This window comes from Stenotrophobium rhamnosiphilum, from assembly GCF_003052265.1.
Taxonomy (GTDB): Bacteria; Pseudomonadota; Gammaproteobacteria; order Nevskiales; family Nevskiaceae; genus Stenotrophobium; species Stenotrophobium rhamnosiphilum.
Genome location: NZ_QANS01000001.1, coordinates 58205 through 84894, shown reverse-complemented (window position 1 = coordinate 84894; position 26690 = coordinate 58205). Strand labels below are relative to the sequence as shown.

Genomic DNA, 26690 nt, shown 5'->3' with positions numbered 1-26690 from the left:
GCTTTCGAGTCAGCCTTTTAAGCCGTTTCGCGGACTTCGTAATCATGGGTGATATTGCAGCCACCCTTGGCCAGCATGATCGAGGCCGAGCAGTACTTTTCTGCCGACAGTTCCACCGCACGCTTCACGTGGTTCTCGCCCAACTCTTTGCCGGTCACCACAAAGTGCAGGTGGATATCGGTAAATACTTTCGGGTCAGTGTCGGCGCGCTTGGAGGTCAGTTCGCAATAGCAGTCCGTAACGTTCTGACGAGACTTCTTAAGAATCATCATCACGTCCACTGAAGAGCAGGCACCAACGCCCAGCAACAACAGCTCCATCGGACGCGGGCCGAGGTTGCGGCCGCCGATTTCCTGAGGGCCATCAATCACGATGGCATGGCCACTGCCGGTTTCACCGATAAAGGCTGCGTTTTCTGACCACTTGATCCGGGCTTGCACGATTTTCTCCACAGAGTGAAGAACAAGTATTGTGGTATTTTCGAAAAAAACAAGCGCCTACATCAGGCGAGGGAGAAGTTTCGGAATGCTTGACAAGCCAGTCGTGCAAGCCTTTATCACTCAGGCGCACAAACGTAGTTACCCAGCAAAGCACACACTCATTCACACGGGAGATGTTCCGCAGACGCTGTACCTGATTCTTGAAGGCTCTGTCAGCATCCAGCTTGAGGATGAGCAGGGCCACGAAATCGTACTAGCCTATCTTGGAGCAGGCTCATTCTTTGGTGAGCTCTGCTTGTTTCCGGAACAACAAGCACGCACCGCCATTGTTCGCACGCGGAGTCCAACGCTAGTCGCTGAAATTGGATATCAAAATTTCCGTCTGTTTAACCAGAAGCATCCGGAAATCATGTTCGAGGTCGCGGGCCAACTCGCAGCGCGCTTGCGCGATACCAGCCGCCGCTTGGGCGATCTCGCCTTCCTCGACGTCTCAGGCCGTATTGCGCGCACCCTGCTGGAACTGTGCCAACGACCAGAAGCCGTGCAAAGCCTACGCGGCACAACGGTCCGCATCAGTCGTCAGGAATTAGCACGCAATGTTGGCTGCTCGCGCGAAATGGCGGGCCGCGTTTTAAAGAAGCTGGAAGAAGATGGCGTGCTCACCAGCAAAGGCCGAAGCATCCATATCAACAAGATCAAAGGCGTGGCGGCTTAGCGTAGCCCGGGAGAAACCCGGGTCACCGCCATTTTCTTGATGACGCCTCCCGGGTTTCACCCGGGCTACGGATTTACGCGATCAAATCCTTCAGCGCTTTGCCCGGACTTGGCTGGCGCATCAGTGATTCGCCAATCAGGAAACGATGCACGTCCGAGTCACGCATGCGCGCAACGTCATCTGGCTTGGCGATGCCACTTTCGGTAACCACTTCGCAGCCTTTCGGCAGCAGCGGCAATAAATCCAGTGTCGTTTCCAGACTCGTTGCGAAGGTACGCAGATTGCGGTTGTTGATGCCGAGCAGATATTCGTTGCCAAGACCGGCGTCGAGCACTTGATCGAGTTCAGCGCGGTCGTGAATTTCAACCAGCACATCTAACTTCAACTCACGCGCACAGGCGTGGAGTTCGTTGAGTTGTTGTTTGCCTAATGCGGCAGCAATCAGCAGCACGCAGTCGCCACCGATGGCGCGCGCTTCCATGATCTGCAGTGCGTCGATCAAGAAATCTTTGCGAATCACCGGCAGCGTGCAAGCTGAGCGTGCGGCTTTCAGATAATCGTTATGGCCTTGGAAGAACTGCACATCGGTGAGAACGGACAAACAAGCAGCGCCTCCCTCTGCGTATTCATTCGCGATCCACGCCGGATCAAAATCTGCACGGATCAGACCCTTGCTTGGCGATGCTTTTTTGATTTCAGCAATCACGCCTGCACCGCCAGCTTTTACCTTGGCGTTCAATGACGCTGCAAAACCACGCGGTGCGCTTTGCTCAGAAATCAGATCTTGCAGCGCAGTCTTCGAATACTGTTTTTTCAGCGCGCCAATTTCGTCTTTCTTAACCGCCAGAATTTTGTCGAGAATGTCGCTCATGCTTTCAGTCGCTGAGTAGTTTTAATGAATTGATCGAGACGAGCGCGTGCCGCGCCGCTCGCGAGGGATTCGCGTGCTTTGGTCACGCCGTCACCAATCGAATTGGCCAGGCCTGCTGTGTAAAGCGCAGCGCCGCTGTTGAGAATGACAATGTCACGCGCAACGCCGGGCGTGTTGTCCAGCACTTCGAGAATCTTGGCGCGTGATTCATTGGCATCCGCCACTACTAGATTGCGGCTGGAGGACATCGGCAAACCAAAATCTTCTGGCTGAACTTCGTACTCGCGTACGACGCCATCGCGTAGCTCACCGACCATCGTCGCTGCGCCTAATGTGATTTCGTCCATGCCGTCTTTGCCCCAGACGACCATCGCGCGCTTGGTGCCGAGGCGTTCGAGAACACGAACTTGAATACCGACGAGATCAGCATGAAACACACCCATCAAAATGTTCGGCGCACCAGCTGGATTCGTCAGCGGACCGAGAATATTGAAGATGGTGCGCACACCCATCTCTTTACGAACAGGCGCAACCGCTTTCATCGCTGGATGATGGTTCGGTGCAAACATGAAACCGATGCCGGTTTCTGCAATGCACTCCGCCACGCGCTCTGGCGCAAGATCAATCACAACGCCAAGTGCTTCAAGCACATCGGCGCTGCCAGACTTTGATGAGACGCCGCGATTGCCATGCTTGGCCACGCGCGCGCCTGCTGCTGCAGCAACAAACATTGAACAGGTCGAAATATTGAAGCTGTGGCTGCCGTCGCCACCCGTGCCGACGATGTCGACAAAGTGCTGGCTGTCAGCAACCTGCACCGGACGCGACAATTCGCGCATCACTTGCGCAGCAGCCGCAATTTCGCCAACTGTTTCTTTCTTAACGCGCAGGCCGGTGAGAATCGCCGCCGTCATCACGGGCGAAACTTCGCCTCGCATGATCTGGCGAATCAGATCCATCATCTCATCGTGAAAAATCTCACGATGCTCAATGGTCCGCTGCAAGGCTTCCTGTGGCGTCATTTGTTCTGCTCCAGAAAATTACGCAGCAGCGCATGACCGTGCTCGGTCAGAATCGATTCCGGGTGAAACTGCACACCTTCAATCGGCAATGTCTTATGGCGCATGCCCATGATCTCGTCGCGCGAGCCATCGGCGTGTTGCGTCCACGCAGTCACCTCCAGACATTCCGGCAGATCGCTCTTCTCGACAATCAGCGAGTGATAGCGCGTTGCGGTGTACGGACTCGGCAGACCTTTGAACACGCCAATATCGCTGTGATGAATCGGCGAAACCTTACCGTGCATGACTTCGCGCGCACGCTTGACCGTGCCACCAAACGCTTGGCCAATCGATTGATGCCCGAGGCAGACACCGAGGATCGGAAACTTGCCCTTGAGCTGATCAATCAGCGCCAAGCAAATGCCCGCTTCATTTGGCGTGCAAGGTCCTGGCGACAAGATGATGTGCGAAGGGCGCAGTGCGGCCACTTCATCCACCGTAATCTTGTCGTTGCGATGCACCTGAACTTCTGCACCCAACTCGCCGAAGTACTGCACGAGGTTGTAGGTGAATGAGTCATAGTTGTCGATCATGACAATCATGACGCGACTCCTTCTGTTTTGATCCACTGAACAATTCGCGCAACCACGTCCTTGTTCTGCTTGATCCAGTTGTAATGATTCAAGCGCGCGCCGCTGTCTTTCTCGCCTAAGGCAAGATGCGTCACACGTGCTTGCGTGAGTTTGTTGAGCAGATTTTTCTGCGAGCGATGTGGCGCCAGCGTGTCGTGATCAAAGCTCAATCCCAGCACCGGTTTCTGCAACGTGCCTAAAGCCGCTTCATAGTCCGCGCCAACGCCGGCCAGATCCAGCCGACCCGTGCGGCCAAAACGCGCCCAGTCTTGCATCAGTGTTTTTGCTTCAGTGCCGCCGAAGCCGACTCGCTTGCCTGGGAAATAACCCAGCGCACCGCTCAGCACGCCAGCGAATTGCGTGAACGCGAGAATGCCGAGTGCCTTCGCGCCTTTCCAACTCCGGAAATACACGCTGCCGCTGGCGACAATCACCGCGCCAGCAACATCGGCTGGTTGAGTTGCCGCGTGCATCACCGACACTTGCCCACCAAGACTATGGCCGAACAAATAGATCGGCGAAGTAGCGAAACGCGAACGCAATGCAGACAAGGCAGCAGTCCAATCTTTTTCAATCAGATCGCGATAACCGTAATCCACGCTTTTACCTGCACGCAGACTGCTCGAACCAATACCGCGCAGTTCAATCACCGCAGCATTCACGCCTGCCGCAGCGAAAGCTTCCGCCAGCGGCGTATAGATGCGCGCAGGCGTGCCCATCGCAGGGCCGATCAAAAGCAGCGGTGCGTTTGCAGATGCAGAGAAGATCGTGAGATCAAAAGCGTGACCATCCGCAGCAGTGACTTTCAAAGTCTCGCTCATGACGACGTTCCCGCTTGCGCAGCAGCTTTCATCATCGCGCGCGCCTTGTTCATGGTTTCTTCCCACTCGGAATCAGGCACGGAGTCGGCGACGATGCCTGCGCCGGCTTGCACATAAATTTTGCTGTCCTTGATCACAGCGGTGCGAATCGCAATCGCCATGTCCATATTGCCGTCCCAGCCGAGATAGCCAACAGCACCACCATAGATGCCGCGCTTGACCGGCTCCAACTCGTCGATGATTTCCATCGCACGAATTTTCGGTGCGCCAGACAAGGTGCCAGCGGGGAATGCGGCCGCGAGTGCATCGAGCGCATCAATCTCTGGATTCAATTTTCCGGTGACGTTGGAAACGATGTGCATCACATGCGAGTAACGCTCAATCGCCATCTTCTCGGTGAGCTTGACGGTGCCGGTGCGTGAAACGCGGCCGGCATCGTTACGGCCCAGATCGATCAGCATCAGGTGCTCGGCGATTTCTTTCGGATCTGCGAGCAGCTCCTGCTCTAACGCAAGATCTTCTTCCTTCGTGGCGCCGCGCTTACGCGTACCTGCAATCGGACGCACAGTGATCTCACCATCCTGCACACGCACCAGAATTTCTGGCGATGAACCGACGACATGGTGATCGCCCAGATGCATGCAGTAGAGGTACGGCGAAGGATTGAGTCGACGAATCGCGCGATACAGTGCGGCTGGCTCTGCAGTGAACGGTGCCGTCAAACGCTGCGACGGCACAACCTGCATCACGTCGCCTGCTGCGATGTACTGCTGGATGCGTTCAACCGCTGCGCAGAATTTCTCTTGCGTGAACTCGGAAACAAAATCCGGCGCGTGACTATCACGTGGGAGTGGTGAACGAGTCTGCGTTGCTGGCTGAGCAAGCTGCGCTTCGATTTCATCGAGCCGCGCATTCGCGCGCTTGAGGTCTGCTGCATCGGCCGGATCAGCGTGCACGACCAGCGTCAGCGTTGCGCGCAGGCTGTCGAACACGACGAGTTCATCTGCAACCATCAGCAGGATGTCTGGCGTACCGAGTGGATCCTGCTTCTGCGTCTTGGCGAGCTTAGGCTCGAAGTAACGCACACAGTCGTAACCGAAGTAGCCGACAAGACCGCCAGCAAAACGCGGCAGTGAAGGTTCCGGACGCACGCGCAGACGCTTCGCGTATTCGCGTACGAATTCGATGGGCTCTTGGGAATTCAGTTCTTCAACGATCTTGCCGTCGCGACTGACGCTGACCTGCTGGCCATGAACGCGCAGCACTTCGCGACAAGGCAAACCGATGAAGGAGTAACGGCCCCACTGTTCGCCGCCTTGCATCGATTCGAGCAGGAAGGAATAGGGGCGGTTGCCGAGTTTGAGATAGGCGCCGACGGGTGTATCGAGGTCGCCCGACAGTTCGCGGGTAATCGCGACGCGGTTGTATTGTGACGATGACATTTGAGACGTTTTCCTAGCTACACCGGAATCTGCCGCTCTTATGCGTTAGTCATTCCGATGTGTGATTATTTAACGAATTGATTTAATAGTTAAACAAATAATCACAGTTGCCATCGCCAAGAAGGCGATAGCGGCAAACGAACAATGGCAGTTAGAGCGGTCATCAGGCGCCTATTTTGCCCCAGCAATCGCTTCGCGCATAGCGCGGATTGTTGCGGCGTAATCTTTGGAGTTAAAAATGGCCGAACCGGCGACGAAAGTATCGGCGCCCGCAGCGGCGATTTCAGCGATGTTATCGATCTTCACGCCGCCGTCGATTTCGAGGCGGATATCACGGCCACTGCTATCAATGATCGCGCGTGCATCAGCCAGTTTGCTCAAGGCCGAAGGCAAGAAGCTCTGACCACCGAAGCCAGGGTTCACCGACATCAACAGAATCATGTCGACCTTGTCGAGCACGTAGTTGAGGATGTCCAGCGGCGTTGCGGGATTGAAGACCAAGCCCGGCTTGCAGCCCGCATCGCGGATCGCCTGAAGGCTACGATCAACGTGGCGCGTGGCTTCTGGATGGAACGTAATGTAGGTCGCGCCAGCCTTGGCGAATTCCTGCGCCAGCGCATCGACCGGCTCCACCATCAAATGCACATCCAGCGGCGCGGTGATGCCGTATTTGCGCAACGCGGCAGCCACGGCCGGTCCAAACGTCAGATTCGGCACGTAATGGTTGTCCATCACATCGAAGTGAACGATATCGGCGCCCGCGGCCAATACGCGCTCGACGTCTTCGCCAAGACGAGCGAGGTCGGCGGACAAAATACTGGGCGCAATCAAGGGAGCGAGTGGGCTCTTGGACATGGTTTTGGCGATCGAAACAAGGTCAGGATTGGCCGTCATTATCCCCGGGCGGCGGGCAAAGTGCGATTGCTTGGCCAATTTTCTGCTTTAAATGCTTTGACCCGCACCCTCCCCTCGCATAAATTGGCGGCCCATTTCTAGCGGCCGCCGCTTTCGGGCCCCAGCACATGACCTCATCAGCACTTCTCGAATCGACCATCAGCAGCCTCCCCCGCATTCACCGCGGCAAAGTGCGTGACATCTACGCGCTCGGCGACGACCACATGCTGATTGTCACCAGCGACCGTATCTCCGCCTTCGACGTCATCATGCCGCGGCCGATTCCCGGCAAAGGCGCGGTGCTGAATGCAGTGACGGATTTCTGGATGAAAAAATTCTCTTCACTGATCCCAAACCACTCTTCCAACGTGCGCCTCGCTGATTACCTCACGCGCGAAGAACTGGCTCAGTGCGAAGGCCGTGCGGTTGTCGTCAAGCGCCTCAAAGCAATCCCAGTGGAATGCGTCGCACGCGGCTATTTGATTGGCAGTGGCTGGAAGGATTATCAGAAGACTGGCGCTGTCTGCGGCATTCCGCTGCCAGCCGGTTTGCAGATCGCCGACAAATTGCCCGAACCGATCTTTACGCCTGCTGACAAAGCACCCGTTGGCCAGCACGACGAAAACATCAGCTTTACTGAAGTTGAAAACAAAGTCGGCAAAGAACTCGCCGCACAGCTGCGCGACATCACGCTGCGCATTTATAAAGAAGCATCCGAATATGCGCGCGAGCGCGGCATCATCATTGCTGACACCAAGTTTGAATTTGGTCTCGATAAAGATGGCACGCTGCATTTGATTGACGAAGTACTGACGCCTGACTCTTCACGTTTCTGGCCTGCCGACACGTATCGTCCTGGCATCAGCCCACCTAGCTTCGACAAACAAATCGTTCGCGATTATTTGGAAACACTGGACTGGGACAAGAAAGCGCCTGGCCCTTGGTTGCCGGATGAGGTCGTAGAAAAGACTGCGGCTAACTACGCCAAAGCGCAGCGCCTGCTCACGACTTAATCGCGATACGCCTGATCCTTGCTCACAAACAGCGAGTAGGCAAAGCCTGCACCAAAGGCATAGTTGAAACTGTTCTTGAAGAGCGGGCTGTCGGCGTTGGCAGAACCCTTGCCCAAAAGCAGCTGATTCGCCACAAACACGGACAGGCGAGGCGTCGCCGCAACGAACAGGCGTGTACCTAGCGAGCTGTATAGGTAACCGTTTTTGGAAGAATAAGCCGGTCGTGTCGGCGTGGCGTATTTAGGAATAACGTCATAGTAGTAGTCGTTGAATCCGTCGAAGCCAAATTTGGACGCAAGATCGATGCGAAGTTGCATACGCGGATGCAGAAAAGCTCGTCGGTCATAGGTCAACTGCGGCTCAGCGGTGATGCCGATATATTTAATATCGCTACGCGCCGCAAAAGCAGTACGCACCTGACCAACAGCCGTCAGCGTGCTGCGATCCCAGATGCCCAATTTGTATTCGAGTGACGGGCCAAGCTCCAGGATGAAATCAAGATCCGGCATCCCTTTGCGATCAGCATTCCTGTCGGATTTGGTGGAGAACCCTGCACTCGCCCCCACGTTCAATTCCCAACGATTCGTTTTCGCCAACTTGCTACGCACACCATCTTGATCGGCACTGAGCAGGTTACTGCGATAAATGCCGAACGGCAGCACCACCGTGTTGCGATGATTTTGATCGCTGCCCGGATAATCAAAAACATAAGCACCGAGGGCAGCAACGCCGATTTCCCATTTGGGCTTGGCTGCAAGTGCAGGCTTTAAATCATCAGGCGCAGATGTGAAAACATCATCGGCGTACGCGGGCTGCAGCAACACCGTGCTAGCAATAGCCAGCGAGCAACAAAACGATTTCATGTGTGAACTTGCTCAGTAGGAATACAGTCAGTGAGACGCATTTGGCAAAGAGTAGCCCGTACGACAGGGTGCTTGCCACTGGCTTGCTCAGCGCTGCCCAATCGCGTACAGATACTCCCCGCTCTGCTTGCTTTCATCGCCTCATAAACTTTCCAAAGAACAAATCATGCTGAAAAAAATTCTCACCTTAAGCCTACTCATCGTCACCGGACTCGCACAGGCGCAGACATTGCCTGAACCGGTCACGGCGTATATCAATGAACTGGATCGCGTTGAGAAATCCATCAGCCCGGTTTCAATGGAGCCGCTGTTTACCGCCGCTGATGACGCTGGCACTGCGCTGATGAAGATTGTTAGCGACGCGGTTGTCGTTATGGACTCGTTCTCTGACGCCGAATACAAAGCACTGCAAACCAAGCTGCGTGGCATTCAGCTCAATCGTGGCGAAGAGGTTTACGCACAGATTGATGGCCGCGTGTTGCTGCCGATTGCTGAGGCACACGGCCGCCCTGAGGACATTGCTTTCTTCAAACTCTACCGCGAACTGTGGGGCGAAAAGCTGTTCCCGATTTATCTCAAACCGCTCGCACAACCCACACCTTGCGTGCGCTTCGGCGAAGGCATCATTCCCGAGCTTTACGAGAATTGGTTAGGCTATGCGCGCAAGTATCCCAAGGCATACACCGAGCTGGTGCAGCAGACCATTCGTGATCTTGAAGAAACTGAAGTTGAAGGCGTATGCGCCTGCGATGATCTCAACAGTGTATTGAGTGATCAGCGTACTTTCCTCAAGCGCTATCCCGACGCGCCACGCGCATCGCTGATCAAAGCCCGTATGCAGCAACTCAAAACAGATCCGTACAAGCGCCCACTGCGCTGCCACTAAGCCATCGCACTGATAGATAAAGGCCAGTCGAAATCTGCGGCGAAGCTGCTATTCTCATCTCAAGCGCTGCGCAGATAAACGCAATGCACCATTCAATAATTGCCGAGAGGACCTGACATGCAGATCAAAATCGAAATCGACGTCAAGCCCGAAGAACTGCGCCGCTTCCTTGGCCTGCCGGATGTGTCAGGCATTCAAGATGAGATCATCACTTTTCTGCGCGACAAAGTTGGCCAGGCCAGTGAGTTTGATGCTGGCAGCTTCGTCAAAGGCAACTTTGATTTGCTGAAGAACATCGTCTCGAAAGTGACGGTCAAGGATTCTTCGGCTGAAGAGGCTGCGCCGGAAAAGACTCGTGTGCGTCGCCGAGCTAAAAAAAGCTAAGCCTCAGATATCTTGTCCGTAAAAAGGAAAACCCGCCGTGGATGAATCCACGGCGGGTTTTTTGTGCGTCCATTCACTGCTCCGCACACATCCTGTGCTTGGAACATTCAGGCATCCTGCCCTCGCCCTCAGGTTTCGGTTTCAGCAACCTGAGCTGAAAAATCTTTAACAACACCGCGCCAGAGTTCCCGACGTACGCGTTGATCGCGTGCCATGCGGTTGCGTGATTCTGGCAACAAATCAATTTGGTCACGAATCAGTTCGCCTGCATCGCGAGCGCGACGTGCGACTCTGAATCGAACATCTACATCAGTCCAGTGACCACGGAGCGTTCCGGCTTCGTGCACTGCAACCAGAGCGATGCCACTAAGGGCACGATCCAGATAATGACCTACGCGATTATTGAGCTCGCGTAGAGCAGGTACTGCTTTTGTGTGGTTCATATCCACCTCTTCCATTTACAACAACGGCGCTATCTAAAAAGGACCTGATGAACAGGTGATAGCCAAACGTGTGTGCTGCTTTTGTGTTTGCAACGGGGTGTCGCTAAATCTTTTTTGGGGCCGCTCCTTCGCAGTCCACTTAGAGGTGGCTTTGCTTGGGGAGAGGCCTCTCTCTTCGCAGCCTTTTTGAGAAGCCAGCTCGTGAGGTGAGGCCTCCGCTCTTTCGCATCCATGCGACCGCGGAGGTACAGAACATCCTGTTCATAATAAAAAAAAGGCCGGGGTTTTATCCCCGGCCTTTTAGTGCCAGCGCTTGCACGCTGTGCGGGGGACTATTAAGCAGCAGCTTTAACCGTTTTCTTGGCCTTAGCAGCAACTTTCTTAACCGTGGCCTTCGCTTTGGCAACTACTGGCTCGCCAGCGATGACGGCGTTGATGTTGTCGAAGCCTGACTTGAAGGTCTTCACCAGCTCGTCGCTGGTCTTGGTGACGAGCGAAACGCTGTCGTTGTAAGCAGAGATAACGCGCTCTTTGCCTTCTGGCAGGTATGCAACTGGGTTAGCAGCAACGGTTTTGATGCCGTCAGCCTTGGCCTTCTCGAAGCTGGTCTGGGCAGCAGCAAAGAGGTCTTTGCCGGCTTCAACGTTCGACTTCACGAGGGTCTGCACGCCTTCTACGACGATGCTGTTCGCGCTCTTCAGGGTTTCAAAACCCGTCTGAACCACTTCCTGGCCCTTGGCGATAATTGGTTCAACTTTGCCCTTCACATCGCTAACAATCGTTTCTACGCTCATGATGCACTCCATTAAGTAATTGAAAAAAGACAGACTTTCACTAAACTTGCTGCAATGCAGCATTTGTTGCAGTGCATCATATTGATGGAAACGAAGGCTGTCAAGCCGAGACCCATAACTTATCTGAATGTCAATATAGCCAAGCCCGAGTGCGGCTCAGGAGACAGCAGGACGACGGGTTGACTCAATAAGTAACGGTCACCGTGACGGTGTCGTTATAGGTTCCAGCGCGCGGCGATTGCGGTGGAACACGTCCATAAACCGTAAAAGTCTGGGTGCCGCCAACTGCAGTGCCATTGACGGTACTGCTGCTGACCGTATTACCCCAAACCACGCTGCGGCCGGTATCGCTGTACATCTGATAGCCGATGTAATTCGCGCTGCCGTCGGTCATCCGCCGGGTATTCACATCGCCAGCAGTGCTCGGATTGCTTCCTGCATTGAGCCCGACGTTATAAGGAGAGCGTTTGGTGCAGGTGAGACTGAGCGTAGAAGTTTGATCGGCATTGCTGGTGATCAGGCCCTTGGTCCCAAAATCCAAAGCAGTGCCACTGACTGCCGTGCAAGACGAAGCCACATTGGCGAGCACCGAGAACGAAAGGCTTCCGGTGCCAGATCCCGTCGTTGCGCCGCCACTCGAACCACAAGTTGAGTTGGGAAAAGTGCCGAGCCCCAACAAGGCCTCGTTATAAGCGTAGTTATAAGTGCCACCAAATCCGCTCGCATAACTGCCGACGCCGAGACTGGTCTGGCCGGTGGGTACACGTCCATAAACTGTCGTGGTGCCAATCTTGGCGGTGCCACTTCCTAGAATCGTGAAATTGGAAGTGCCTGATATTTGCGCCGCCGATGCCGTGCCCCAGATACTGGTTCGCCCAGCATCGCGATACATCTCGTAAGACATGAGTTCGCTACTACCTGCCTCAATCATTTTGCGTGGATTAAGACTCGCGCTGGCGCTGCCACTGCCCGCGCTGAAACACATCTGAATGTAATCACCGTAAAGACTGCTCAGCAGGCCGGTGTACGTGCAGGTCCAAGTGATCGTTGCGGTGACGTTAACCGCAGCGCCGGATGGCACAACATCGCCAAAACTCATATTCGTCATCGTGGCAGAGCAAGTTGTTGCTGCGTGTGCGCGCTGCGGCACAAACAACAGCAGTGGCAGCAGCGCCAGAATCATCAACAGTGTTTTCCGCGTCATGTGCGCTCCTAACGACATAGCAAAGGCCCAATCGCCGGCACACCGGTCGCGTTCTTGGGATAGAGCAATTGCACAGTACAGCTTGTACCGTCCGGCCTCACGGCCTTGATGTGATTGCTGGACTGCAGGTTCTCAAAATAGACCTGCCCATCGTAGCCAACCATTGCTGTCTCAATCTTGCTGAGATTGAGGAACACGCGGGTTCCCAATGGCAAGAAGTCCCCTTGCGTGTCCTTCAGCGTCACCACTGCGCCGTGCACTTCGTGAATACCAAAATCCACAATTACACCCGTGCGATCGGCGGGCACCGTTGCATTTTTCACCGAAGTCATTTGCATCTGCGCGGGCAGATCCAAGGCATCAATTGAAATGCGATTCGGCTGCCAAGCGTTCAATCCGGTCAGTAAATAATGTCCGTTAGCATCGGTGCGCCCAATCGCGCGGTTTTCCAATTGCACCGGGATGTTCGCAACGCCATTGGTAGTGACCAAGGCAAACGCATCGTCAATTCGACGCGTGACAAAAATGGATTGATCCATCGCCACCAAACTGCCGGACAAGCCCGCATAAAAATTCTTTTCGCCATTGATGTAATAAGCACCGCCGGTGCTCTGACCCCAATCCGCGCGATAGCTGGCTTCTGCCTGATAGTTGCTGATGTCTTGCCCACGTTGCGTGCGTAAGTTCCAACCCACACCGCCATCTTGCGACACCGCATGTGAAACACCCGCGCCGAAGACATTCTGCTTGCCCTCATGCTGCCAAGATGCATTGGCCGATGTTGCATTGCCAAAGCTCCATGAGAGGCCTGCAAACAAACTCGTATCACTCTCACTATCAAAGCTACGCGACGCGTTGGCATACACATTCATATTGCGCCCAATGCTGACGCTGTAACTGATTCCCGCAAAACGGAAACGTCCGTCTTCAATTGTTTCCAGACGCGTGTAGTTGATGGATGCATTGCCCATCGTGCCCAGCGCTAATCCGGCTAAAACGCGGTCATTGCGCCGAGGCGGTGCACGACTATCGAGACTCGCCACGTCCTGATAATTGCCAAACGTACGTGTCGAACCGATCTCAAAATTAAAGCTGCGATAGAGCCAGCTATAAGTCAGCCCCGCCTGCTGGCCAACGTCGTCACCTTCACTGCGCGCATAAGACGCACTGATCAAACCCAGCTGCTGGATTTGCACAACGCTGCCGACGCCACCGAGATAAAGACCGTCGGACGCTTCACCATGCGTCTCCAGCGTCAGCCAATCCGTGATGCCTTGGCGATAACTACCAACGGCCGCGGGCTTGTTGTTATAGCGGAATGAATCAAGGCCGTAAGCGCGGCGCACGGCGCCGATTTCTGCCGACCAATCACTCAAGCCCGCACGCAATAATTGGCTGGAGTTGTAGAAAGAAAAATCAATCGCGCTGCGACGACCCAAAGCATCCGTCACCACCACTTGCCCCTGCCCTGCACCATTGATGTTGGGCATGCCGGAAATCTGATACGGGCCCGGCGCAATTTGTCCGCTGTATTGGCGCACGCCATTCATATATAACTCGACTGAAGAGGGCAGCGCCGCTTGGCCAAAAAATGCAGGCAGCGGAAACGTAATGATCTGCGGCTGCAAACCAAAATTGCGTCGCAGCTGAATGCCACCGAGTCGCGTCGCGCGTGACCAACTCAGACTGCCGCTGACAACGTCGCCGACATTAAGCGTCAGCAGATCATCCTGAAATGAACGGCTCCATGTGGTGTCCAAGCGACGGTAGCCAATGCTTTCGCCCGTCGACTGATAGTTGGAGTAAGCCGTGCTGCTCAACACGCCGCGCCCACTAAAAGCGCGCAACTCAGTGTTCACGCCGAGTGACCGACTCCCACCCGCCGTCGCAGTGCCGTAGAGATCGTAATTGAGTAGCGCACCCGAACTGGCACTAACGCTATAGGTCTCGGGCGTATCCGCATTGAGCGTTTGCGTGGCTACGTTCAAACGCTCAGCCGCCACTTGAACCTGCATACGCTGCGCTAATTCGTCGTAGGCAAAAGTTAAACCCGGCACTTGCGTCAAATTGACGTACTGCGACAAAGGCAGGCCATCGGTATCGATGCCCGCATCCTGCAGGTTTTGTGTCCAAGCGTAGAAGTGCCCATCGGGCTTGCGTATGAAGTGCATCACGCGACGCGTGCTGACATCGTTGAGGATCACTTCAAGATAGAGATCAACCACATCACCGGCGATGCCGGGACCGCGCGGCAAAATGATGTCTTCGCCGGCGTCCGCCGACGCGGTGAGTTGCAATGGCGCAGCCGTCAACGCGGCGGGCGCCAGCAATACACTAGCGAGTGCCAGTCTCCACGCGCAGATTTTGACGGACAGGTTCACCATTGATCCGTCCCTGGATGGCGGTGGCCGCAGCAGCATTTGCTGCGGTGAGAGAAAGCGACCAGCGACGCGTTGCGCCTGCGAGTACATAACCGAATAAGCCCGGCTGCTGCTGCAAGATTTTACCTTGCGCGTCTAACAACTCGAAATCTGCGACTTGCACACGTTGCGTTCCAGCGTTAATTGCTGTCAGCACAAACTTGTCGCCTTCTTTGATGATCTGCCAATCCAAAGGCGCTGCGACCACCGCGCCCTTCGGCTGATCAAGTGCCAATGCAAACACCGGCACAGAAAACTGCATGACGAAATTCAGACCATTTTTCTGTGGCTTGCTCGGGTCCGGTAATTCGTCAATCAAAATGCGATAACTCTTCTCACTCGATGCATTGGCACCGGTGCGAATAACACGTACCAACTGCTGCTGACCGGGACCCAGCGTCAGCATCGGCGGGCTCAGCACCAACTCTTGCGTGGGCTGAAGCGCATCGCTGCCTTCACCCTGACTCCAAGCGTAAGCCCGGAGTTGTGCACGCATCGGCTCGCTACCGTTGTTGCTCAGCCAGAGCCCTTGCGCCGATTCTTTGGCCGAGAGCTCCACCATGATTGGAGAGACTGTAAGACCGCCTGCGAAAGCCGAGCCGGTAAACAGCAGGCCTGCCATAACGGTCAGACCTGCTATCCACGTGCGCCGCATCCTTGCAACCTGATCAATCATGGCTTGCCGCTATGCCTTAGTAAGTAACGGTGACCGTAACAGTATCAACATAGTTGCCAGCTGGGGGAGTGGCTTGTGGCGGTACGCGGCCATAAACCGTCGTGGTCTGTGCAGTACCCGTGCCGGTGCCGGCCTGAGTGTCCGTACCCACGGTGTCGCCCCACTGTGCGCCAGTGCGGCCAGTCGCGGTGTACATCTGATAAGCAACATAGTCTGCGGTGCCGTGCTTCATACGACGCGTGGTGACATCACCAGCCGATGAAGCATTGGCGCCAGCGTTCAGACCAATGTTGTAAGCCGCACCACTGGTGCAGGTGAATGAGATTGTCGAAGTCGTATCGACGTTGGCGCTGAGTACGCCCTGGGTGCCGAAGTCCAAATCCGTTGGAGCCGTGAGATTAACCGCGCAAGTGTTCTGGATCACGATCTTGGCTTGGAAGGTGTTTGTCACCGTAGCTGCCATAGCGGGGATAGCCAGCATTGAGACTGCGGCGCCGATCAAAATGGTGTGAATCTTTTTCATGGTTGCATCCTGCATGTGTAGGTGGGGCGAAAGAATCCTCTCACCACTTTTGCAGGATTTAGGCGATAACCTACCGGCGGTCTTTAATGCGAGATAGACGGACTAAAGTTTCCGTTCACGGCATTTTTCCCTACGTTGGTCGGCTCCAAAGGCAAACGCTTTCGACGACTTGCGCAGAAAAATGTCTGGAAACAGGGTTTCCCCATCGCCACGTCAATAGTATGGTGCGCTCATGAACAACTTCCTTGAACGCCTACGCCAGCGTCTCTGGCAACAGACCAGTGCGATCACTCGCACCGAGCGCTACTTGGTCAACATTGGCCGCCATATCTTCGCTTTAGCCCGTGATCTGCTCGAAGGCCAGATCTCAATGCGCGCGATGAGCTTGGTCTACACCAGCTTATTGTCGCTGGTGCCGATATTGGCTTTGGCGTTCTCGGTGCTCAAAGCTTTTGGCGCGCACAACACGCTGGAACCGCTGTTATATGAGTTTCTACGACCACTCGGCGGTCAGGCTGACGAGATCGTTGCCAACATCATGGGCTTTGTCGACAAGATGAAAGTCGGCGTACTCGGCTCACTCGGCATCAGCTTGTTGCTGTATTCGGCGGTCTCGCTGATTCAGAAAGTGGAATCCAGCTTCAACTACATATGGCGCATCTCGCGGCCACGGCCGGTGTCACAACGCATCAGTGACTATCTTTCCGTGCTGATGATTGGGCCTGTGTTGGTGTTTTCAGCGCTAGGCCTCACCGCCACCATCAGCAGCAATTCCATCGTCGAAAAGATTATCTCAATCGAACCTTTCGGCTTGTTGTTCTACAGCCTCACCCAACTCCTGCCGTACCTGCTGATCGTCGCCGCATTCAGTTTCTTGTACAGCTTCATTCCCAACACTCGCGTGCGTTGGCGTGCAGCGTTGGGCGGTGGCTTGTTTGCAGGTATTGCTTGGCAAACCAGCAGCGTGTTGTTCGCCTCCTTTGTAACGGGCGCGACCAACTACAACGCCATCTATTCTGGCTTCGCGATTTTCATCTTCCTGCTGCTCTGGCTGCATGTCGGCTGGTTGATTCTGTTGCTCGGCTGTCAGCTCTCGTATTACCTGCAGCATCCATCGCAGCTATCGCCAGATCGCGTAGCACCGGCACTCTCGGGCCGTGGCGCTGAGTACCTGACGTTGATGATCATGGCGCTGAGCGGCCGCCGCTTTATCAATGGCGAAGCCGGCTACACGCAAGAAGAACTTGCACGCGCACTGAATGCGCCACCCGAACATGTCGCGCAAACCGTAGAAACTTTATTGCGCCAAGGTTTGCTGATCGAATCAGGACGCAAGCGCACGCAACTGCACCCGGGCATGGACCTCGATACGATTCGCCTCACGCGTCTGTGGCGCTTGGCGCGCGCAGGCAATTCATCGATTCCGCATAACACCGAGGCACATGCTGTCGCGGTGACGCAGTTGTTGGACGAAGCCGAATCGCGCTTTGAAAAAGCGCATCAAGATTTAAGCCTTCGCGCTTTTATCCTGCATCCAGATCGCGACGCCTGATGACGAGGTCTAGTTTGTCTTAGCGACTATCTGTTTTATTATTTTTAGTTATGAAATTAATATTAACTAAAATAAAACACTCTTCGTAGGCAAGCACGACAAGATGGGCTGCGTAAAACCAGCCCATAGCGATTCCTCCAACGTTGGAATTCACCTATCATCCGCCCACGCTGGCCTCGCTGCCGGCAGACATTAGATCTATACGTACAGAGAGGGGAGCGGTATGGCGAAGCAGTTGACGTCTGCGGACAAAATTTGGCTTAAAGAATATCCGCCGGGCGTACCTGCTGAGATCGACATCCATGAGTTTTCCTCGATTGCCGATCTGCTCGAAAAAAGCATTGAGAACTATCGCAATCTGGTGGCCTATGAATGCATGGGCGTTGAGTTCACCTACGATGATCTCGACCGCAACAGCCAAGACTTTGCTTCTTACCTGCAAAACGTCCTCGGCCTGAACAAGGGCGACCGCGTTGCGGTGATGATGCCCAACCTCTTGCAGTATCCCGTCGCAATTTTCGGCATCCTGCGCGCCGGTCTTGTGGTGGTCAACGTTAATCCGCTCTACACGCCACGCGAGTTGGAGCATCAACTGGTCGACAGTGGCTCACGCGCTATCGTTATCGTTGAAAACTTCTGTAGCACACTGCAGCAAGTACTGAAGAAAACACCGATCGAGACCGTGATCACCACGCAGCTCGGCGACATGCATCCCTTCCCCAAAAACCTGCTGGTCAACGCAGTGGTGAAGTACCGCAAGAAGCTGGTGCCGAAGTGGAACATCCAAGGCACCGTGCCTTTGCGGGCTGCGCTCGCACGCGGCAAGGCGCAGCTCTATCACCGCGTAGAACTCACGCATCAGGACACCGCATTCCTGCAATACACCGGCGGCACCACCGGCTTGTCCAAAGGCGCGCAGCTTTTGCACGGCAATATCGCCGCCAACATCTCGCAAATGAAAGCGTGGATGAATGTGCTGAATGATCCGGGCAAAGAGTGCGTGATCACCGCGCTGCCGCTGTATCACATCTTTGCGCTGTCAGTGAATTGCCTGATCTTCCTCGCCATCGGCGGCAAGAGCGTGCTGATTCCCAATCCGCGCGACATGCCGGGCTTTGTCGCAGAACTCAAACGTCATCGCTTCACCGCATTCACTGGCGTCAACACCTTGTTCAACGGCCTGATGCACACGCCAGGTTTTGACGAGATTGATTTCAGCGCATTGAAGATGGTGATTGGTGGCGGCACCGCCGTGCAGCAAGCCGTCGCAGAACAATGGCAGAAGCGCACCGGCACGGGTCTCACTGAAGGTTATGGCCTCACCGAAACTTCGCCCGGCGTCAGCTTTAGCCCGCTCAACAAACCAGGTTGGAACGGCACCATCGGCGTGCCCTTGCCCTCTACCGATGTCAGCCTGCGTGATGACGACAACAATGTCGTCGCACTCGGCGAACCGGGCGAACTGTGCGTGAAAGGTCCGCAGGTGATGGTCGGCTACTGGCAGAAGCCAGAAGAGAACGCCAAGGTATTTACGGTCGATGGTTATCTCAAAACCGGCGACGTCGCCGTTATGGATGAGAATGGCTACCTGAAAATTGTCGATCGCAAGAAAGACATGATCCTGGTCTCCGGCTTCAACGTTTATCCCAACGAAATTGAAGGCGTGGTCGCGATGCATCCCGGCGTGTTGGAATGCGCATGCATCGGCATCCCCGATGACAAGACGGGCGAAGCGGTAAAAGTTTTTGTAGTCAAGAAAGATCCCGCACTCAGCGTTGAAAGTTTGCGCGAACACTGCAAACAACAGCTCACAGGGTATAAAGTACCGAAACATTTTGAGTTCATTGCCGCCTTGCCTAAAACACCGGTCGGCAAAATCCTGCGCAAAGAATTAAGAAACATATAGCGTTGGGCTGTTGAATAAGACTTGTAGTTCGCATGGATGCGAAGGTTAACGCCCAATCTCCAAGCATTTTTTAGTTGGCGGGCGCAATGCGGAAGCGCTTGAACGCCTTGAATTAATCCGCACAGCTTGGACAGGTGAACTTTTGGCGGAGTTGCAATCACGTACCGTTAAAGCTGGAGAACTGTTGTTCGCAGAGGGCGACGAGGCCGACTGCGCCTACGTGATTGAATCCGGCGAAATCGAAGTCACCATGCGCATCGAAGGCATCATGCGCTGCGTCGCAGTCCTTGGCGCAGGCGAACTGGTCGGCGATATGGGGCTTGTTGATGACGAGCCGCGCTCCGCTTCTGCGATTGCCACCGCCGACAGCCGCCTCACCATTATTAGTCGCGCTGATCTGGCATCCAAACTCGCAGTTGCTGATCCCTTACTGCGTCTGTTGCTCGAAGTGTCGGTCAAACGCCTGCGCGCCAAACTCGAGTCACTCAGAGCAGCAACGCCGATTCCGATTAATACCGCGGCGGCCGTTGAAGTGGCGCGTCTGGAAGGCGAACTCAAAGCCGGAATCAACTCCGGCCAAATGCAGCTGTATGTTCAGCCGATTGTGGACATGCGCAGTCACCAGATCATTGGCTTTGAAAGCCTTGTGCGCTGGATGCATCCGATCACCGGTTTGGTGCGCCCTGACTTCTTTATTCCACTGGCAGAAAGAAGCGGCTTGATCGTGCCGCTCGGTCGCTGGGTACTGCGCGAAGCCTGTCACGCCGCACTGCGTTTTGATCGCGAACAGAATCACGCCAAGATGGCTGGAAAAAGCGGCTTCATCAGCGTCAATGTTTCCGCAGGTCAATTTCACGATCCGGAATTCATTCCAGAGCTCGCCAGTATTCTGCGTGAAACCAAACTCAATCCCGAACGACTTCAGTTAGAAATCACTGAAAGCATTCTTAGTGACACCTCCGCCGCAAAACGCTGGATTGCTGGCTGCAAAAAACTCGGTGTGCGCATTGCATTGGATGACTTTGGCACCGGCTATTCATCGCTCAGCTATCTGCACGAATTCGATATCGACACGCTCAAGATTGATCAGAGTTTTGTTCGTCGCATTCTTGAAGATAAACGCAGCGAAAAGATCATCATCACGATCATCCAACTCTCGCAAGCACTGGGATTGGAGATCGTTGCCGAAGGCATCGAAACCCAGCCTATGTTTGATCGACTCGCTGCATTGGGTTGCCACTATGGTCAGGGCTATCTGATCGCACGCCCCAGCCCAATCGACGCCTACTTCGCGGCGCGCTGATTACTCAGCGATCAAGCTAAGTAGTGCGCGACGGCCTTAAAGATTTTGTCGTCGTCATTTACAAAGAAAACTTCTGCCGCCAAACCGCTGCGATTGCTGCGGTAAATCAGCGTGACGCTGCCCGGTGAATACAGAACATGTTGCGACTCAAATTGCAGATCTGGAAATTTCTCCAGTGCCTTCTGCCAATAAGCACCGACTGCGGCCTTGCCGCGCAGCGTGCCACTCGCGTCACCGGTGATTTGCACGATGTAAGGCGAAGTCATTTCAAAGTCATCGCTGTAATGCGAGAGGATGCGCGGAAGATCGTGTGCATTCCATGCAGCAACCCAACTCTCAGTTAATGCTTTGGCTTGTTCGCTATTCATGTTCAATCCTCACATAAAGAAACGGCCAGCAATGCTGGCCGTTTCTTATTCAGCTGAATCTTAGTTGTGCTCCGGCAACGCGATGTTCATCTCGAGCACCTCGAGACCATCTTCACGTTGCACGTCGATTCTCACGGCGCTGTCCGGCACTTGCACGTACTTGCGCACCACGTCGAGGATTTCCTCGCGCAGACGCGGCAAATAAGTGGGGCCAGTCCCCATACGACCTTCGCGCTGATGTGCGACCACAACTTTCAGGCGATCTCTCGCCAGATTCGCCGTGTTCTTGGGCTCACCGCGGAAAAATTTTAGCCAATCCATGGGAGACTCCTTCAATTGCCGAACAGTCGGCCTAGCAGGCCTTTCTTTTCAGCGTGAATGAAGCGCTGTTCGCGCTCTTCGCCGAGGAAACGAGCAACGATATCGTCATACGCTGAACCCGCATCGCTTTCCTTGTTCGCAATCACAGGCGTACCCGCGTTGCTGGAGGTCAGTACCGTTGCCGATTCTGGAATCACGCCAAGCAATGGGATCGCGAGAATATCGCGCACGTCATCCACTGAAAGCATTTCGCCTTTGAGCACACGCGCAGGGTTGTAGCGCGTCAGCACCAAATGTTCTTTCACGCGACCTTCGCCCTTCTCGCTTTTGCGCGTCTTGCTGGAGAGCAAGCCGAGTACGCGATCAGAGTCGCGCACCGAAGAAACTTCCGGGTTGGTCACAACGAGCGCTTCATCGGCGAAGTACATCGCCAGATGCGCGCCGCGTTCAATACCGGCGGGTGAATCGCAGATGATGTAGTCGAACTCTTTAGCGAGTTCATCAATCACGCGGCCCACGCCTTCTTCCGTCAGCGCGTCTTTGTCGCGCGTCTGGCTGGCGGCGAGAATAAATAAATTCTCGTTGGCTTTGTCCTTGATCAGCGCCTGGCGCAGCGTCGCTTCGCCATGAATCACGTTAACGAAGTCGAACACCACGCGGCGTTCGCAACCCATGATCAGGTCGAGGTTACGCAGACCCACGTCGAAGTCGATAACGACTGTTTTCTTGCCGCGCTGAGCGAGGCCAGTTGCGAACGATGCGCTGGTGGTGGTTTTACCCACACCACCCTTACCGGAAGTAACCACAACGATTTTTGCCACGGGAAATCCTCTGTTCGGTTACAAAACCTGACTAATCCAAACGATCAAGACCGCACTGACCGCTTACTCGATAACAATCGTTCTACCAATACCCTTGTACCGGAAGTAACCACGGCCATTTATTGGCCACGGGAAATCCTCTGTTCGGTTACAAGTAAAAAATCAGTTACAAAATCTTACCAATCGAGACGATCAAGCTTGAGCTTGCCGTCCACTAAATACGCTTGCGCAGGTTTGTTACGCAACTCGCCCTGCATTTGTTCCGCTACCGCATAAATGCCACAAATCGCGACCAGATCCGCTTCAAATCGACGGCAAAACACGCGCGCGGTGGTGTCGCCTTTGGCGCCAGCAATGGCGCGACCGCGCAATGTTCCGTAAACATGAACGCAGCCGTCGGCGATGACTTCCGCGCCAGGGCTCACGGTATTGATGATGATTAAATCACCACCTTCAGCATAAATCTGCTGACCGGAGCGTACCGGCGTGGTGATGATTTTGGGTGGTTTGGCGGCAACAATCGTTGGCGCAGCGGCGGCAGCGGCAGGCGCTGGAGCAGCAGCTTCAGGAATGGCGCGGGCCGTCTTGCCGGTATCCGGCGGCAGCACGGGCAGACCCCAGTTACGAGCCGACTCCGCCAAAGGGCCATCGCTGACGCCAACTGGCTGCATTCCAACGGATTTAAGGATAGAAAGCAGACCGCCGAGGTCCAAAGCCGTGTCGGACTCCAAAATCACCGGCATGCCCGCAACCGCTTGCGGCATCTGTTTAGCGAACTCCCGGAGCTGAGCCTCGATCGCGTGGGGGTCGGAGTCGAGCACGCGTACACGCGTTAACGACAGCATGCGACCTTTGAATTCGAGTACTTTCTTAGCTGAGGGCATTGTTTGCATCGTAGGAACTTTAGTGATTTTATCACTACAAATGTGAATTGGCCCATGTTTTGCTTGGGCTGGATGTAGAGCTACCTAAAAAGGCAAAAACATGGCGATTGACTGGCAGCAATACCGCTGCGAAGAGTTTCACGACGAATTGTTCAAAGCCCCTGCGCAACCACGCGCTGCAGCCAAGCAATTAACGGACTATCTCGACAGCCTTTCTACCGCTGATCTTGCCGAGCGTCGCCTTGCCGCAGAGCTGGCGATCAAGGTCATGGGCGTCACCTTCACGGTCTACACCGAAGGCCGCAATGTTGATCGCGCTTGGCCTTTCGACATTATTCCGCGCGTTATTGATCGTCGCGAGTGGGAAAAGACCGAAGCGGGCCTCAAACAACGCGCCGCCGCGCTGAACCTGTTTATTCAGGATTTGTACGGTGAGCAAAAAATCATCAAGGACAAAATCTTTCCAGCTGAAGTGCTTGCCGACTCGGTGAACTTCCGTCCGCAGTGCAAAGGCATGACGCCGCCCAATGGCATCTGGGCGCATATCTGCGGCAGCGACCTTGTGCGCGGGGGCGACGGCACGGTCTACGTGCTGGAAGACAATCTGCGCGTACCTTCTGGCGTGTCGTACATGCTGGAGAATCGTCTCGTCACCAAGCGCGTGTTCCCGGAATTATTCGAGACCACCAACATCTTGCCGATCGATGATTATCCGACGCAGTTGTTCGACACACTCGCAGCAATGTCTCCACGTCAGGGTGATGAGCCCAACGTTGTGCTGCTCACGCCAGGCATCTACAACAGCGCTTACTTCGAACATTGCTGGCTCGCACAGCAGATGGGCATCGAATTAGTCGAAGGCCCCGATCTCACCGTTGGCGATGACGACTGCGTTTATATGCGCACGATCTACGGCCCACGTCGCGTCGACGTGATCTATCGCCGCATCGATGATTTATTCCTCGATCCCGAAGCATTCAATCCAGACTCCATGCTCGGCACCAAGGGCCTGATGCGCGCTTGGCTCAAAGGCAAAGTGGCGCTGGTCAACGCGCCGGGCGCTGGCGTTGCAGACGACAAAGTCGTCTACACATTCGTGCCGGCGATGATCAAATATTACTTGGGCGAAGAACCGATTTTGCCCAACGTACCTAGCTATCTGTGCATGGATCCCAAGCAGCGCAAATATGTGATTGAGCATCTCGACGAGTTGGTGGTGAAACCCGCGAACGAGTCGGGCGGTTACGGCATGCTGATCGGCCCACGCTCAACCAAAGCTGAGCGCGAAAAATTCAAGAAATTGATTGAAGCCAATCCGCGTAACTACATGGCGCAACCAACACTGGCACTCTCGACTGCACCGACGATCACCGACGAAGGCATTGAACCGCGTCACCTTGATCTGCGCCCATTCATTCTCTCGCGTGGCGACAGCACTTACGTCACCACCGGCGGCCTCACGCGCGTAGCGATGGTGAAAGGCTCGCTCGTGGTTAACAGCTCGCAAGGTGGCGGCAGCAAAGACACATGGATTGTTGATCTGGAAAACGACATGGATCCGAAGTCACTGATTCAGATCCAATCGCAGTCCCAATCGCATAAAAAGAACGGGAACGGCAATGGAGGAAAAGCCTGATGCTGTCGCGTGTAGCTGACAATCTGTATTGGTTCGGGCGCTATCTCCAGCGCGCCGAAAACACCGCCCGCGTGGTCAATGTTCACGCCAACCTGTTGCTGGATTTACCCCGCAAAGTTCAGTTCGGCTGGACGCCGCTGGTGGAGATTTTCGGCTCGCATTCGAGCTTCCACGAGCATTACAACGAATACAGTGAGGCCAATGTGGTGCGTTGGCTGCTGCTCGATGCACAAAATTCGGGCTCGATTCTGTCGTCCCTCAACTCCGCCCGCGAAATCCTCAGAACCACCCGCGAGCACATGCAGCGCGAGGTCTGGGAAAAGCTCAACGATCTGTACTTTTTTGTGCAGGAGCGTGGGGAAACCGCACTAACGCGCTCCAAACGCCAGGAGTTTTTAAGCCGCATTATTGATGGCATTCAGCTGATCTACGGCATGCTCGTCAGCAATATGTCGCACGACGTCGGCTTCCAGTTCCTCCGCATCGGCACCAATTTGGAGCAGGCCGACATGACCACGCGCATCATTGATGTGCGTTCATCCGACCTGTTCAGCACGATGAGTTTTGAGGATCTGCTGCCCTTCCAGAACATTCAATGGATGAGCGTGCTGCGCTCACTGACGGCATATCAGATGTACCGCCGCCATGTTCGTATCCGCGTCACCGGCGCCAGCGTGCTGCGCTTCTTGCTGCAAAACCGCGAGTTCCCGCGCAGTGTCACCTACTGCCTCAACAGTATCGCCACGACGCTGCCGCAACTGCCGAACAATCGTCCGATTGAACGCGCAGTCGACCGCACGCGTGCGTTAGTGCACGACGCGAATCTGGAAAAACTATTGGAGGCGGGTCTGCATGACTTCGTTGATGAAGTGCAGATTGGTTTGGGCGAAGTGCATGCGGCGGTAAGTGAGGCTTACTTCAGGCTTTGAGTTGTTCAACGTAGGAGCGCCTCTTAGGCGCGATGGCTCTATCGCCAATCGCGCCTAAGACGAGAGCATGGATGCTCGAGGTAGAGCAATGCAGGAGCAATTGCCGAGGCGCTCCTACAAACCCAATAATCGGCGGTTAAATCAAAACAACTGCTGGTTCTGATTCTGCCTACTAGCCCCAAGGTTTTCCCATTCAAACTTGGGCAGAGCCTCGCGGAAGATACGCTCAAGCTGCTCGCCCCAAGCTTTCTTCAGCGACGCGTAGTACGGCGTATCGAGATCAAGGCGTTGTTTGTGTTCGACACGCAAACCATCTTTCAGAATGATCGCCAAATCGAGCGGCGGACCAACCGTAAGATTCGATTTCATTGTTGAATCCAGCGACACCAGCGCGCATCGCGCGGCATCAGCCAATGAAATGTAAGAGCGAATGATGCGATCCAAGATCGGCTTGCCGTACTTGCTCTCGCCAACTTGCAGATACGGCATGTCTTGCGAAGCCGCAATGCAATTGCCTTCCGGATAAATCAAATACAGCGCTGGCTCTTCACCCAAAATCTGGCCGCCAAGAATCAGCGTGGTGCGATAGTCGACCGTGCTATTTCGAAGTTGACCCAGCGCCGCAGAATCCTGCTGGGCGCGCACCGACAGATTGCCGACATATTCGGCAGCGTCATACATATGACGCACATTATTGAGATTCACCGGCGCCATCGGATCAGCCATGTCGCGCTTGATCTGATTTATCACCGACTGTGTCGTCGCCAGATTGCCCGCCGACTGAATCGCGAAGACGCGTTCGCCCGTCGTCTCAAAAATATGCAACTTGTTGTACGTGCGCACGTCGTCGACGCCCGCGCTGGTGCGCGTGTCGCTGGCAAATACCAGTCCGTCGTCCACTTTGATGGCAACGCAATAAGTCATGGGGGATCAGTCAGAGTTACGAAA

General features: G+C 54.8%; 28 protein-coding genes. 9 read left to right on the top strand and 19 right to left on the bottom strand.

Going from position 1 to position 26690, the window contains the following annotated elements:
• Nucleotides 1–17: 17 nt before the first annotated feature.
• Nucleotides 18–440, bottom strand: a complete 423-nt coding sequence (locus tag CJD38_RS00380) for an OsmC family protein (protein ID WP_107938972.1) — start codon at nt 438–440, stop codon at nt 18–20.
• An 85-nt stretch (nt 441–525) separates the two neighbouring features.
• On the opposite strand from CJD38_RS00380, the gene CJD38_RS00375 reads away from it, so the two are divergent.
• Nucleotides 526–1155 (top strand): cyclic nucleotide-binding domain-containing protein, encoded by a 630-nt coding sequence (locus CJD38_RS00375; protein ID WP_107938326.1) that lies wholly within the window; start codon nt 526–528, stop codon nt 1153–1155.
• A 73-nt stretch (nt 1156–1228) separates the two neighbouring features.
• On the opposite strand, the gene trpC is transcribed toward CJD38_RS00375, so the two are convergent.
• The 6 genes from trpC to rpe form a co-directional block, all read right to left on the bottom strand.
• Entirely contained in the window at nt 1229–2026 is a 798-nt protein-coding gene (gene trpC, locus CJD38_RS00370; RefSeq protein WP_107938325.1) for an indole-3-glycerol phosphate synthase TrpC, read from the bottom strand.
• Nucleotides 2023–3048: an anthranilate phosphoribosyltransferase gene (trpD, locus tag CJD38_RS00365; protein WP_107938324.1), complete on the bottom strand. Its 1026-nt coding sequence runs from the start codon at nt 3046–3048 to the stop codon at nt 2023–2025. Before trpD ends, trpC begins: the two co-directional genes overlap by 4 nt.
• Entirely contained in the window at nt 3045–3629 is a 585-nt protein-coding gene (locus CJD38_RS00360; protein ID WP_107938323.1) for an anthranilate synthase component II, read from the bottom strand. Before CJD38_RS00360 ends, trpD begins: the two co-directional genes overlap by 4 nt.
• Nucleotides 3626–4480, bottom strand: coding sequence for an alpha/beta hydrolase family protein (locus tag CJD38_RS00355; RefSeq protein WP_107938322.1), 855 nt, complete (start codon nt 4478–4480; stop codon nt 3626–3628). Before CJD38_RS00355 ends, CJD38_RS00360 begins: the two co-directional genes overlap by 4 nt.
• On the bottom strand, nt 4477–5922 hold the full coding sequence (gene trpE / locus CJD38_RS00350) for an anthranilate synthase component I (RefSeq protein WP_107938321.1): 1446 nt from the start codon (nt 5920–5922) through the stop codon (nt 4477–4479). Before trpE ends, CJD38_RS00355 begins: the two co-directional genes overlap by 4 nt.
• A 171-nt stretch (nt 5923–6093) precedes the next feature.
• Complete coding sequence (rpe, locus tag CJD38_RS00345; RefSeq protein WP_107938971.1) at nt 6094–6777, bottom strand: ribulose-phosphate 3-epimerase; 684 nt, start codon at nt 6775–6777, stop codon at nt 6094–6096.
• A gap of 167 nt (nt 6778–6944) precedes the next feature.
• Between rpe and CJD38_RS00340 the strand changes: the two genes are divergently transcribed.
• Nucleotides 6945–7829: a phosphoribosylaminoimidazolesuccinocarboxamide synthase gene (locus CJD38_RS00340; RefSeq protein WP_107938320.1), complete on the top strand. Its 885-nt coding sequence runs from the start codon at nt 6945–6947 to the stop codon at nt 7827–7829.
• Here CJD38_RS00340 and CJD38_RS00335 read toward each other — a convergent pair.
• Nucleotides 7826–8692 (bottom strand): MipA/OmpV family protein, encoded by an 867-nt coding sequence (locus tag CJD38_RS00335; protein WP_107938319.1) that lies wholly within the window; start codon nt 8690–8692, stop codon nt 7826–7828. The genes CJD38_RS00340 and CJD38_RS00335 overlap by 4 nt on opposite strands.
• Before the next feature lie 166 nt (nt 8693–8858).
• On the opposite strand from CJD38_RS00335, the gene CJD38_RS00330 reads away from it, so the two are divergent.
• Together CJD38_RS00330 and CJD38_RS00325 are read left to right on the top strand one after the other, a co-directional pair.
• Nucleotides 8859–9578, top strand: a complete 720-nt coding sequence (locus CJD38_RS00330; RefSeq protein WP_107938318.1) for a hypothetical protein — start codon at nt 8859–8861, stop codon at nt 9576–9578.
• 117 nt (nt 9579–9695) lie between these two features.
• The gene (locus CJD38_RS00325; protein WP_107938317.1) at nt 9696–9962 is read left to right on the top strand and encodes a DUF6489 family protein; all 267 of its coding nucleotides are present in this window, start codon (nt 9696–9698) and stop codon (nt 9960–9962) included.
• Between the two features lie 128 nt (nt 9963–10090).
• Here CJD38_RS00325 and CJD38_RS00320 read toward each other — a convergent pair whose 3' ends face one another.
• From CJD38_RS00320 to CJD38_RS00295, 6 genes are all read right to left on the bottom strand, one after another.
• A complete protein-coding gene (locus tag CJD38_RS00320) occupies nt 10091–10405 on the bottom strand; it encodes a hypothetical protein (protein WP_146165887.1) in 315 nt (104 codons plus the stop codon).
• Nucleotides 10406–10740: 335 nt separating this feature from the next.
• Nucleotides 10741–11199: a phasin family protein gene (locus tag CJD38_RS00315; protein ID WP_107938970.1), complete on the bottom strand. Its 459-nt coding sequence runs from the start codon at nt 11197–11199 to the stop codon at nt 10741–10743.
• A gap of 184 nt (nt 11200–11383) precedes the next feature.
• Nucleotides 11384–12403: a Csu type fimbrial protein gene (locus tag CJD38_RS00310; protein ID WP_161554115.1), complete on the bottom strand. Its 1020-nt coding sequence runs from the start codon at nt 12401–12403 to the stop codon at nt 11384–11386.
• 8 nt (nt 12404–12411) lie between these two features.
• Nucleotides 12412–14787, bottom strand: coding sequence for a fimbria/pilus outer membrane usher protein (locus CJD38_RS00305; protein WP_161554114.1), 2376 nt, complete (start codon nt 14785–14787; stop codon nt 12412–12414).
• Entirely contained in the window at nt 14738–15499 is a 762-nt protein-coding gene (locus CJD38_RS00300; protein ID WP_107938313.1) for a fimbrial biogenesis chaperone, read from the bottom strand. The genes CJD38_RS00305 and CJD38_RS00300 overlap by 50 nt, the downstream gene beginning before the upstream one ends.
• A gap of 16 nt (nt 15500–15515) precedes the next feature.
• Complete coding sequence (locus tag CJD38_RS00295; RefSeq protein WP_107938969.1) at nt 15516–16022, bottom strand: Csu type fimbrial protein; 507 nt, start codon at nt 16020–16022, stop codon at nt 15516–15518.
• Between the two features lie 232 nt (nt 16023–16254).
• Between CJD38_RS00295 and CJD38_RS00290 the strand changes: the two genes are divergently transcribed.
• From CJD38_RS00290 to CJD38_RS00280, 3 genes are all read left to right on the top strand, one after another.
• Entirely contained in the window at nt 16255–17574 is a 1320-nt protein-coding gene (locus tag CJD38_RS00290; RefSeq protein ID WP_107938312.1) for a YihY/virulence factor BrkB family protein, read from the top strand.
• 223 nt (nt 17575–17797) lie between these two features.
• Entirely contained in the window at nt 17798–19480 is a 1683-nt protein-coding gene (locus CJD38_RS00285; protein WP_107938311.1) for an AMP-binding protein, read from the top strand.
• 142 nt (nt 19481–19622) lie between these two features.
• Nucleotides 19623–20783 carry an EAL domain-containing protein gene (locus CJD38_RS00280; RefSeq protein ID WP_107938310.1) on the top strand — a complete coding sequence of 387 codons (1161 nt, stop codon included), beginning with the start codon at nt 19623–19625 and terminating at the stop codon, nt 20781–20783.
• An 11-nt stretch (nt 20784–20794) separates the two neighbouring features.
• On the opposite strand, the gene CJD38_RS00275 is transcribed toward CJD38_RS00280, so the two are convergent.
• The 4 genes from CJD38_RS00275 to minC form a co-directional block, all read right to left on the bottom strand.
• Nucleotides 20795–21151 carry a nuclear transport factor 2 family protein gene (locus CJD38_RS00275; RefSeq protein ID WP_107938309.1) on the bottom strand — a complete coding sequence of 119 codons (357 nt, stop codon included), beginning with the start codon at nt 21149–21151 and terminating at the stop codon, nt 20795–20797.
• A 60-nt stretch (nt 21152–21211) separates the two neighbouring features.
• Nucleotides 21212–21472: a cell division topological specificity factor MinE gene (minE, locus tag CJD38_RS00270; protein ID WP_107938308.1), complete on the bottom strand. Its 261-nt coding sequence runs from the start codon at nt 21470–21472 to the stop codon at nt 21212–21214.
• An 11-nt stretch (nt 21473–21483) separates the two neighbouring features.
• Nucleotides 21484–22293 carry a septum site-determining protein MinD gene (gene minD / locus CJD38_RS00265; RefSeq protein ID WP_107938307.1) on the bottom strand — a complete coding sequence of 270 codons (810 nt, stop codon included), beginning with the start codon at nt 22291–22293 and terminating at the stop codon, nt 21484–21486.
• Between the two features lie 176 nt (nt 22294–22469).
• Entirely contained in the window at nt 22470–23177 is a 708-nt protein-coding gene (minC, locus tag CJD38_RS00260) for a septum site-determining protein MinC (protein ID WP_107938306.1), read from the bottom strand.
• Between the two features lie 100 nt (nt 23178–23277).
• Here minC and CJD38_RS00255 point away from each other — a divergent pair, with 100 nt between their 5' ends.
• Together CJD38_RS00255 and CJD38_RS00250 are read left to right on the top strand one after the other, a co-directional pair.
• Nucleotides 23278–24813, top strand: a complete 1536-nt coding sequence (locus tag CJD38_RS00255; RefSeq protein ID WP_107938305.1) for a circularly permuted type 2 ATP-grasp protein — start codon at nt 23278–23280, stop codon at nt 24811–24813.
• Nucleotides 24813–25742: an alpha-E domain-containing protein gene (locus CJD38_RS00250; RefSeq protein WP_107938304.1), complete on the top strand. Its 930-nt coding sequence runs from the start codon at nt 24813–24815 to the stop codon at nt 25740–25742. Before CJD38_RS00255 ends, CJD38_RS00250 begins: the two co-directional genes overlap by 1 nt.
• Before the next feature lie 141 nt (nt 25743–25883).
• Here CJD38_RS00250 and CJD38_RS00245 read toward each other — a convergent pair whose 3' ends face one another.
• Entirely contained in the window at nt 25884–26666 is a 783-nt protein-coding gene (locus CJD38_RS00245; RefSeq protein ID WP_107938303.1) for a proteasome-type protease, read from the bottom strand.
• Nucleotides 26667–26690 lie beyond the last annotated feature (24 nt).